9 protein-coding genes are annotated in these 10266 nt (G+C 47.2%); all 9 read right to left on the bottom strand.

What is annotated here, in order from left to right; all coding sequences use genetic code 11:
* Window positions 1-193: 193 nt before the first annotated feature.
* Window positions 194-1930, bottom strand: a complete 1737-nt coding sequence (locus GPK60_RS03970) for an AAA family ATPase (RefSeq protein WP_173866570.1) — start codon at window positions 1928-1930, stop codon at window positions 194-196.
* A 6-nt stretch (window positions 1931-1936) separates the two neighbouring features.
* Complete coding sequence (locus GPK60_RS03965) at window positions 1937-2989, bottom strand: DNA repair exonuclease (RefSeq protein ID WP_215658895.1); 1053 nt, start codon at window positions 2987-2989, stop codon at window positions 1937-1939.
* A 17-nt stretch (window positions 2990-3006) separates the two neighbouring features.
* The gene (locus GPK60_RS03960; RefSeq protein ID WP_022119512.1) at window positions 3007-3957 is read right to left on the bottom strand and encodes a serine acetyltransferase; all 951 of its coding nucleotides are present in this window, start codon (window positions 3955-3957) and stop codon (window positions 3007-3009) included.
* Window positions 3958-4117: 160 nt separating this feature from the next.
* Window positions 4118-5539 (bottom strand): DUF6034 family protein, encoded by a 1422-nt coding sequence (locus tag GPK60_RS03955; protein ID WP_215658894.1) that lies wholly within the window; start codon window positions 5537-5539, stop codon window positions 4118-4120.
* 9 nt (window positions 5540-5548) lie between these two features.
* Window positions 5549-6943, bottom strand: a complete 1395-nt coding sequence (locus tag GPK60_RS03950; protein ID WP_215658893.1) for a HAMP domain-containing sensor histidine kinase — start codon at window positions 6941-6943, stop codon at window positions 5549-5551.
* A 1-nt stretch (window position 6944) separates the two neighbouring features.
* Window positions 6945-7604: a response regulator transcription factor gene (locus tag GPK60_RS03945; protein WP_173895236.1), complete on the bottom strand. Its 660-nt coding sequence runs from the start codon at window positions 7602-7604 to the stop codon at window positions 6945-6947.
* 63 nt (window positions 7605-7667) lie between these two features.
* A complete protein-coding gene (locus GPK60_RS03940) occupies window positions 7668-8255 on the bottom strand; it encodes a Maf family protein (protein WP_022119508.1) in 588 nt (195 codons plus the stop codon).
* A 118-nt stretch (window positions 8256-8373) separates the two neighbouring features.
* Window positions 8374-9432 carry a branched-chain amino acid aminotransferase gene (locus GPK60_RS03935; RefSeq protein WP_276572156.1) on the bottom strand — a complete coding sequence of 353 codons (1059 nt, stop codon included), beginning with the start codon at window positions 9430-9432 and terminating at the stop codon, window positions 8374-8376.
* A gap of 127 nt (window positions 9433-9559) precedes the next feature.
* Window positions 9560-9955: a hypothetical protein gene (locus GPK60_RS03930; RefSeq protein ID WP_022119506.1), complete on the bottom strand. Its 396-nt coding sequence runs from the start codon at window positions 9953-9955 to the stop codon at window positions 9560-9562.
* Window positions 9956-10266: the final 311 nt, after the last annotated feature.

The following is a 10266-nucleotide window of genomic DNA, read 5'->3' as shown; positions in this document are numbered from 1 at the left end:
TTCGATAAGAATTGTCATATCTAAATTCTTACCAAAAAGGAGCCATTTTTTACCAGAAACACAAACTATTTTACACTACCTTTTCGTCCGGCACTCTATACACTTCTATACTCTCATTTTTATACATTCCATACACTTACAAAAATATCCGTGCGTGCCTTCGGGGAATTCGTTCATTTGCACATTCAAAAATTTAGTTCTCCTGCTTTATCTCATCCAGAATCCTCTGTTCTCTTCCATGGCAGGTAAACAATATCACCTGTCTTCCGCTGTGATAGAGCCATTTCAGTGTCTGTTTCAGTCTCTTATCATCATACATCACAAACGCATCGTCCAGTATGATCGGCATGGTCTCATCCTGGCAGAACATCTCACCGACCGCCATACGCAGTGCAAAGTAGATCTGCTCCATCGTGCCGCGGCTCACCTGTTCCAGGGAGAGCAGCTTTTTCGGCGTATTGATACGTACTTCCATGTTTGCATCGAGAAATACACTGGTATAACGTCCTTCTGTGATCTGGCTTAAAATATCGGAGATTTTCTGATTCAGATGTGCGGCAGATTCTTTGTAAATATCCTCAGAAATCTGGTTCATCGTCATAATCGCCAGACGTACCGCATCGAGTTCTTCCTGGATACTTCCGCTCTGCTCATTCTCTTCCTGCAATTCCTGGAGGCTCTCTTCCAGATTGTTTAAAATAACCTGTTTTTCTTTGCTCTCCGCACTGATGCGTTCCTGATTCCACATCTGCTTTTCAAATTCCAGGTTCAGCTCTTTTTCACGCTGAGCCAGTTCATCTTCTTCATGGTATTTTTCTTCCAGAAGCTTCTCACGCTTTGCGGAACGCTCCCGCTCGGCCTGGATCTCTTTTTTCATACGCTCCTGCATCCGTTTCTGGATACGCTCCTGCCGCTCCTGCTCCTCCTGATGGCGACGGTAGATCTTCCATACAAAAATGGCAGAAATCCCAAGCCATCCGGCAAGCACAAGGGCACTGATCCAGATATGCGGCACAAGAATGCAAACCAGCAGTGCCAGCACACCGCCTCCTAAAAGCCAGAGCTCCTGGTTACGCCACAGCATCCTGCGTTTGTCCTGTCCTGCTTCCATTCGCATTTTCCAGGACTCCATCTCATCTTTACCGGCATTCTCTTCCAGCGGAATATCCAGTTCCCGCTTCATTTTCTCCAGGCTTCTCTTTTTTTCTGTCAGTCTCGCCTGAAGTGCGATCCGCTCTTTTGCGATGCGTGCCATCTGGACTTCACAGTGTTTCTGTTCTTCGGACAGCTCCAGCAGTTCCTGACGCACGTACTCCAGACGCATCTGCTGGCTTTCCAGCTCTTCTGCCTGTTCTGCATCCAGACGCTTCTGTTCGGATTCCAGATGCCGTCTCTGGCTTTCCAGGCTCTTGATCGCCGCACTGACGTTCATCTCACCGTCTCCGGAATTCTGCAGATTGGTCATGTAATTTCGCAGTTCTCTTGCCAGACCTTCGTCCGTCGCTGCCGACTGCTGATTAAAAAACACGGTATTGCGAAAAGCATCCTCATTCATGCCTTCCATCAGAACCTGAAGATCGCCCTTTTCTACGGACAGTACTTCACCGTTTGTCTCGCATACCAGGCTGACGCTCTTTTCCTTGCGGTAAAAATTTCGCTCCAGACGAAAGATTTTGCCGCCGCTCTCAAATCGCATGATACCTGCAAACTGTCCTGCATGAAACCACGGTTCCCTGATGCTGTATTCATCTTTTCTGGCTGCCCGCCCTCTCTGCTTTTCAATCCCGAAAAACATACCGCGGATAAATGAATGAAGCGTTGTTTTTCCCATTTCATTCTCGCCATAGATCAGATTCATTCCATCATGAAATGTGACTGTCTCGTGGTTGAATTTTCCAAAATTAATGATTTCTAATTCCAGTATCCGCATGTACTTTTATCCTCTCATCTCCAGCAGTGCATGTATTCCGTAATACAATGCCTTTCTCTCTGTATCACTCATGTCTTTATGATACAGAGTCTGGATGTATCTTCCGGCAATATCGCCCGCATGGACACGCATAAGCCGTTCAAAATCATAGTCCGGAACGCTCTCATCCTGTACGCTTACGATATTTCCAAGCTTCCTGCAGGCATCCAGATCGTATACAATATCCGGATCACGATATCCCTGCAGAAGCACTTTATAAATATGCTGCATTCCCTTTGCTGCCATCCGCATCCGCACTGTCTCCTGAAATGCCAGGTTGGTCGGACATTCTTTCGTATCCAGCTCAAGTGGGATATACTCTCTGCACGCCCACGGCACAAACGAAATACTCAGCTTGCCTTCGTTATATTTCCCTTCAATAAAGCCATGAGGACCGATGTCATTCTGGTCAATCGGCTCTAACGCCCCGGCATACGCCATACGGTCCGGCTCTATCATCTCCGGTCTGTGGATATGTCCAAGTGCAATATAGTCAAAGCCCGACAGAAGCAGCTTTTTGCGGTCGATCGGAATATGCTTTGCATCTCCGCCGTGCCCGAGCAGAATGGAAAAACCGGCCTTTTTCTCCGGCTGCAGATCATTATATTTCGGCTCTTTGATCTCCCTTGTATGGTAACTTAATCCATACACTTCCGTATCCAGATCCTCAAACACGACACTTTCACATTCCTTGCCCCGGAGGCAGGTCACATTCTCACTCCACGGAAAATCCAGATAGTAAGAGTCTACTTTCAGGTAATCATGGTTTCCTATGATAAACACAACTTTTGTTTTTTTCAGCGTGGAAAACAGATAGTTGACTTCTTTGAGCTCGCGCATCAGTGGCTGTCTGTGAAACAGATCTCCTGCGATCAGCAGCAGATCCACTTCCTCTCGATCTGCCTTTGCCACAACACTGCGAAAGCTCTCCCAGATCTCGCTTCTGCGTTCTTCACTCCACGCAAAACCGGCATCCGGGATCGCTCCCAGGTGTGTATCTGCTATATGAAAAAACTTCACGATACTACTCCTTTTCTTTAGTCCTCTTCTTTGCGGTTGAAGAATCCTTCCTGACCAAGCTCAGATGCCTTTCTGGAGCGGTCTTTAAACTGCAGTTCCGGATTTTTGATGCTGACTCTCGTCTGAGCCGGTACGGAAGATGTGATAAATGCATTACTTCCGATCACCGCTCCGGTGCCGATCACGGTCTCTCCGCCAAGGATCGATGCTCCGGAATATACGGTTACGTTGTCTTCCAGGGTCGGATGACGTTTCACACCGCGAAGGCTCTGTCCTCCTCTGGTGGAAAGTGCACCAAGTGTCACACCCTGATAAATCTTGACATATTTTCCGATCACCGTGGTCTCACCGACCACAACACCGGTACCGTGGTCGATAAAAAAATATTCTCCGATCGATGCTCCCGGATGGATGTCGATCCCGGTCAGGCTGTGTGCATGTTCGGTCATCATACGCGGGATCAGCGGCACACCGAGCAGATAGAGTTCATGTGCAATACGATTGACTGTGATCGCATACATACCCGGATAAGAAAAGATGACTTCATCGGTGTTAAACGCAGCCGGATCGCCCTCGTATCCTGCCTGGACATCGGTCGCCAGCACATCACGCAGCTTCGGGATCTTCTCCAGAAAACGATGCGTGATCTCTCTTGCACTTTCCATCAAGGTCTCTTTATCCGCCTCACGGTACTTGCTGCTGTGCGGCAGTGCCATCATGACCTGCTTGGTCAGGTTATACTCTATGTTTTCCAGAAGTTCTCCGACATGATATTCGATCGAATCTTTTCGAAGATTTTTTATCTCAAAATAGCCCGGAAAAAGGATCTTGCGAATCATTTCCAGAAGGTCGTTGACACTCTCACTGTTGATCCGGCTGCGGCAGTCGATGTTTTGAATGACCGGATATTTATCATAACTTTCCAGAACAGCATTTACAAGATCTTTGATTTCTCCATATTTTTGCATACGATTTCTCCTTCTTTCACTTCCTAGATAGTAAGGATGTTGGTGTCAAAAGTCCCCAACTATGATGCCTGCGGATTGTTCCGTGCGTCGCACTCCCACAATCCTGGCATCATAGTAAGAGTATAACAGAGTTTTCCCCTCAAGGCAATCTGAACCGTAATTATAATTCATTTCCCCAGTCTACGATGGTTCCGTCGTTTGCATTGATTGTAAGCAGACTGTCTGTCCGTTCCTGTCTCAGGTAACACTGCACCCAGAGATCATCCGCATCTGCCAGCAGCTGTTCCGTCTGCGGACTGCTGTAAGTACCGATAAAATCCCAGACTGGGATGATCTGCTCTTTTTTCTTTTTTCCGTCTTTGTCTTCGGTTTCAATCCTGCGGTATCCAAGCCGGATCGTCTGAATGGTTGCGGAAACCTCCAGACCGTTGCCGGAGAGCATCTCGAGAATATACTGTTTGGTGATCGATTTCTGAAAGACCTGCAGAATATCTGAAAACGGAAGCAGAAAAACTCCTCCGCCCTCATTTTCTTCTACGATACATGGGTTGATCCAGGTCACTTCTGCAAGACCTTCATCATCAAAGGTAATATAAAAGCTTTCGGCTTCCCGGCTCGGTTTCCAGTTTTCCGTCCCTGATCCTGTTCCGTCGTATCCCTCTCCCTCGTTTTCCGGGGAAGCCATATCCAGATTGCCGCCCAGTCCGAACAGGATATCCCCTGACAGGCTGTGGTCTGTGCTCTGGTTGATCCGTGCTTCGTCCACCTGCCTTGTATAGTAAAACCTCCAGCCCATTTTCTGCTCCGAGGCTCCGGTATCGCCTGTTTCCGTTTCTTCCCCGGTATTTTCATTCACAGAATCTTCCGTACAGTAAACCGCCCGTGACTGCATAAAATGAAACTCTTCTGCAAGTCCCAGAGTCTGAAGCAGAGCATCTGCTTCTTTTCTCATCCGTTTTCTTCCAACCTTTGTATGCAGAATTTGCCAGCTGTCATCCCTGCTCCACGGTACATATTCACATTCTTCCCTTCTGAGTGAAACACCGGATTCTTTGTAGCCGTCTTCCAGCAGATTCTGCATTTCAAACTGATACACTTTCTTGCCTGCCGCCGCCCAGGAGGCATACGGATCTGTCATCTTCACCATTCCGCTAAGCTCCTGCTGTGCCCGCCAGGGAATCGTATCTCCCTTGTCGTTTTTCAGCGGCTGTCCCTGCGTCAGGATATGGATCCAGCCATTCATATCTTCCTGCGTGAAATAGCGTGTCTTTGCCTTGTAGATCTTCATGCTGTTTCCCTGTGGGAGATAAACACTCGCCTGAAGATCCACATGAATCTTACCTTCTTCCACACTCAGCATACAGGGACTCGCTGCCTGTACCTGTTCTGCTACGCTGACATTTTCCACTGCCTCTGTGCCGGAAGAATAAGGACGGATACTGTCTCCGGTCTCTGTCTCTTTTTCCTTTACAATACATTCATCTTCCGATGTTTCCATACAACCGGTCAGAAATCCTGCAGCCATCAGGATCATTCCGATCCATACGATCCTTCGTAAGATTCTTTTTTTTGCCCTTTTCATTTTTTCTCCTTACTGTTCTTCCGAAAAGATCACCCGGATCTGCGTACCGACGCCCGGTTTGCTTTTGATCTCCATCTTTGCACCATGAAGCTTCACGATCTGTGTGCAAAGTGCAAGCCCCAGCCCGATCCCGCCTGCTTTTTTGCTTCTGGATTTGTCAACCATATAAAAAGCCTCCGTGATCTTCGGAATCTCTTCTGCCGGGATTCCTCTTCCGTGGTCTTCCACCAGAATGCATGTTCCGACCGCTTCAACATAAATGGTATCACCTTCTTTGGAAGCTTTCATGGCATTATCGATCAGATTCACCAGAAGACTCTCCATCAGATCCATGTCCATGAGCAGAACGGTGTCATCGCTCCTGGTTTCCAGTGTGATCCCCTGTTCTTTCAGATGATACTTCTCAAGCTCCGCCACTTTTCCGATCAGCTGGCTGACCGGATGCTTCTCCATATGGATCGTCTCGTTGTTGTAAAGCTCCAGCAGATTCATCATCTTCCCGGAAAGTCGCTCCAGACGGCGACACTCGTTGTTGATGTGCGTCAGTGCCTTTTTCTGCTGTTCTTCGTTGATCCTCACATGCAGAAGCGTATCTGAATAGCCGATGATGGAGGTCATCGGTGTTTTCAGCTCGTGTGCCAGACTGCCAAGAAGCTGTTTCCTTCGCTCAGAAACCTGTGCCAGCTCCTCCATCTGATATTCTATCTGGTCTGCCATCTGATTAAAAGAGACGCTCAGTGCCCCGACCTCGTCATTGGAACGCACACGTACACGGCGGTCCAGCTGTCCCTGGCTGATCGCACCGGCTGTCTCTCTTAAGTCACGCAGCGGTTTTAACATTCTTCGTATCATCCAGAACACCGCATTGATCGCCACCGCAACGATTGCACCCAAAATGATCAGGAACATGCCAATCTGCGTCAGCACATTGTTATAAATCTCCGAAATATCCCGCACCAGCAGAAGCTGATACGATGTATTTTTACTGTCTGAAAGTGGAATCTTCTGTCCGACGATCATCAGATGTCTGCCGTTTTTCTGCTGAAAAGCTGCCACCGGTTCATAGGAATCAAACTGTTCAAGCCGGTTTCCGGTCAGCTCGAAATTCGTGGTATTAGCTGCAAGCTGCCAGTCCTGAAGCAGCATGTAATCTCTGCTGCTGTATCTGCGCAGCAAAAACTGGAGATAAGCTTTCCTTGCGGTGTCGCTCATCTCCTCCGTAGCTGCATTTTCAAGACTCTGTCCCAGTGCATAAGCGGTCGCACGCACCTGTCGTGACGCTGCACTTGATGTCTGCCTGATGTTATAATTTGATGTCTCATACACTGTGATCCCACCGTAAACTACCATGGAGATCAAAAGAATCGCTGCCGTGAGCAGAGATATTTTCTGCCAGAGCTTCATACTACTCCTCCAGTCGATATCCGATCTTCGGAATGGTCTTGATGACATCCGACAGATCCAGTTTCCTGCGAAGCTGTCCGATATGTACATCGATCGTCCTTGTCTCTCCCAGATAATTGCTGCCCCATACTTCATTCAGCATCTGTTCTCTGGTAAATGCCACATTTTTATTCTTTGCCAGTAATACCAGCAGATCATATTCCATCGGCTTCAGACTGACTGTCTGCCCGTTTCTGGTCACTTTATGCTCTGATAAATGGATCTCCAGATCTTTCACCTGTATGATCTCTTTTTGCTTTCCGGTACGCTCCAGCACTTTCTCCACACGCACCAGCAGCTCCAGAACCTCAAACGGTTTGACGATATAATCCTCTGCTCCCGATCTCAGTCCCTTGATCTTGGAATTTACATCTGCCTTAGCCGTGATATAAATGACCGGTATGCCATGTTCTTTCATAACTCCGAGAAGTTCAAAGCCGTCTTTGCCCGGCAGCATAATATCCAGCAGTGCCAGGTCAAAATCCTCCTCTTTCTCCAGTGTTCCCTCAACTTCATTGCCATCCAGAACCGGAACCACTTCGTAGCCGGTCACTTCCAGATTCATACAGATCAGCTCTGAAATCGCCGTATCATCCTCTACCACAAGAATGCGGTTTGCCATAATTCTCTGCCCCCGTACTTCTATATTTTATAACTGCCCGCCATCGGTGCAGTTACCCTGCTTTCATTCTTTCCGGTCATCCTCCGCTTCCAGGCTCTTCAGTTCCCGGCAGAGTCTGGAAATCGGAAGTCCGACCACGTTATAATAATCTCCTTCAATTCTTTCTACGAAAATTCCTGCACGTCCCTGTATTCCATAACTGCCTGCCTTGTCAAACGGCTCCCCGGTGGCAATGTACGCTTCGATCTCCTGATCACTCATCGATGTCATAAAGACATCGGTCCTTTCATGGAATGACCGGATGATCCTTTCATCCCCTTTTTTCTGTAACAGTGTCACGCCCGTATAAACCTGATGCTTCTCTCCCTGAAGCATGGCAAGCATCTGATGTGCATCTTCGGCATCTTTTGGTTTCCCAAGTACTTTGTTTCCTTTGGCAACGATCGTATCTGCCCCGATGATCACAGCGTCTCCTGTCACGGCTTCTGCAACTCCCTTTGCTTTTGCAAGTGACAGTTCTTCAACGATCTCTCCCGGTTCTTCTTTTGTGATACATTCTCTGGTACTGCCGATCAGTATCTCAAAATCGATCCCGGCCTGTTCTAAAAGCTCACGCCTTCTCGGCGAAGCGGATGCAAGTACAATTCTCATACAGTCCTCCTGTCGCGGTGCTGCCTGCGGCAACCCAAAAGAACCACCCCTCGCTATTACTATAACAAAGAGCGGTTCTTAAAATCTTCTAATTTTTGTAAACAAAATGTAATTTCCGTTAGCGGATTACCTTGATCCATCCTTCCGGTGCTTCCAGACGACCCATCTGGATACCGGTCAGTGTCTCATACAGTTTTTTGGTAACCGATCCCATCTCTGTCATACCGCTTGGCATGCAGATTTCTTTGCCGTGATCTACGATCTTTCCAACCGGTGAGATAACAGCGGCTGTTCCGCAAAGTCCACATTCTGCAAAATCTTTTACTTCATCGAAGTAAACTTCTCTTTCTTCTACTTCCAGTCCCAGATATTCTTTTGCAACATAAACAAGAGAACGGCGTGTGATAGAAGGCAGAATACTGTCTGACTTCGGAGTTACGACCTTGTTGTCTTTTGTAACGAACAGGAAGTTTGCTCCGCCTGTCTCTTCTACTTTGGTTCTTGTAGCCGGATCCAGATACATGTTCTCGTCAAATCCCTGACGGTGTGCATCCATGATCGCATGCAGGCTCATGGCATAGTTCAGACCTGCTTTGATATGTCCGGTTCCTCTTGGTGCTGCACGGTCGAAATCGCTGACACGGATCGTGATCGGCTTTACGCCGCCCTTGAAGTACGGTCCGACCGGTGTACAAAATGCACGGAACTGGTATTCATCAGCCGGTTTCACACCGATAACTGCATTTGTTCCGAACATGTACGGGCGGATATATAAAGTAGCACCTGATCCGTATGGCGGTACATAATCTGCATTGGCTTCTACCAGTTTTACGATTGCATCTACGAAACGATCTTTCGGGAATACAGGCATTTCCAGTCTTTTTGCGGAATTCTCCATACGCTCTGCGTTGAGGTCCGGGCGGAATACAACGATGCGTCCGTCTTCTGTTGTATATGCTTTCATACCTTCGAATACCGTCTGTGCATACTGCAATACACAGGCACACTCACTGATTGTAACCATGTCATCGGTACTTAATGTACCCTCATCCCAGGCACCGTTTTTAAAATTTGATACATAGCGATAGTCTGTTTTTACATAGCCAAATCCAAGATTTGACCAGTCAATATTTTTTCCCATGTTATCCTCCTGACGCCTTACCTGCTGCTTTTTCAATCCATAAATACTGGTACAACAGTCTGACAAAATATTTTTGATATGTTTCTAAGTATAATACTTTTTTCTGTGATGCACAAGCATATTTCCTGCAATTTTTAGCAAATTCATGCAAAAACTGCAAGAATCAGGTCCGTTTGATAAATTTACTGCGGCAGGAAGGACAAGTGATCTCGATTTTTCCCTTCCCTCTCGGGACACGGATTTTCTGTCTGCAATGCGGACAGCGGTAGATTTTGTGTGTTTTGGAATCGCTGATCACACTTTTGTCCCCTTTGCAGAACCGGACAACCTTCTCTTTTGTGTCCATATACATACGCTCTTCTTCGCATCGTTTCCGGATATTTTTGGAAAACATGCGGTAATACATCCAGATCAGCAGAATCCAGCTGACATAGTTCAGTGCCGATGCCCGCAGCAGACCGGAAAGCAGGATGCATACCAGTGCTCCCACCAGCAAAAACCTGGAAAAATGGTCGATCCCATATCTGCCCTGCATAAATTTTTCGAATTTCTGTCTCATACTATACCCTTTCTTCTGACCCGGCCTTTCTTTTGCCCTTATCTTTCTTTTACACCGCTCTGATCCGCCTGAGGCTATATCAGAAAACGCAATGGGTCATACGTGATTTTTGTTTCTTGACTCATCTTAATACTCCGCCCGCAGAAAATCAATAAACTGGCTATTAAATAATTCTAAAGTTGCATCCCTTTCTTAACATCGTAAAGCCGAGTGCATGTGAGACGTCTCACTGCTGCTCCAATATTTCTCCAAAGTTCCGCCGAAGTCTCTTGCCAGTGTCCGTATGTTTTGTTATAATGCAGTTAGTTTTG

Source organism: Ruminococcus sp. MCC718, from assembly GCF_018783905.1.
GTDB lineage: Bacteria > Bacillota > Clostridia > Lachnospirales > Lachnospiraceae > Hominisplanchenecus > Hominisplanchenecus faecis.
This window is presented reverse-complemented; position numbering and strand designations above follow the sequence as displayed.

Bases quoted from the DNA above. Each gene is read 5' to 3' on its own strand.
- GPK60_RS03970 (WP_173866570.1), bottom strand. From the start codon at position 1,930: ATGCGGATACTGGAATTAGAAATCATTAATTTTGGAAAATTCAACCAC.
- GPK60_RS03960 (WP_022119512.1), bottom strand. From the start codon at position 3,957: ATGCAAAAATATGGAGAAATCAAAGATCTTGTAAATGCTGTTCTGGAA.
- GPK60_RS03955 (WP_215658894.1), bottom strand. From the start codon at position 5,539: ATGAAAAGGGCAAAAAAAAGAATCTTACGAAGGATCGTATGGATCGGA.
- GPK60_RS03950 (WP_215658893.1), bottom strand. From the start codon at position 6,943: ATGAAGCTCTGGCAGAAAATATCTCTGCTCACGGCAGCGATTCTTTTG.
- GPK60_RS03945 (WP_173895236.1), bottom strand. From the start codon at position 7,604: ATGGCAAACCGCATTCTTGTGGTAGAGGATGATACGGCGATTTCAGAG.
- GPK60_RS03940 (WP_022119508.1), bottom strand. From the start codon at position 8,255: ATGAGAATTGTACTTGCATCCGCTTCGCCGAGAAGGCGTGAGCTTTTA.
- GPK60_RS03930 (WP_022119506.1), bottom strand. From the start codon at position 9,955: ATGAGACAGAAATTCGAAAAATTTATGCAGGGCAGATATGGGATCGAC.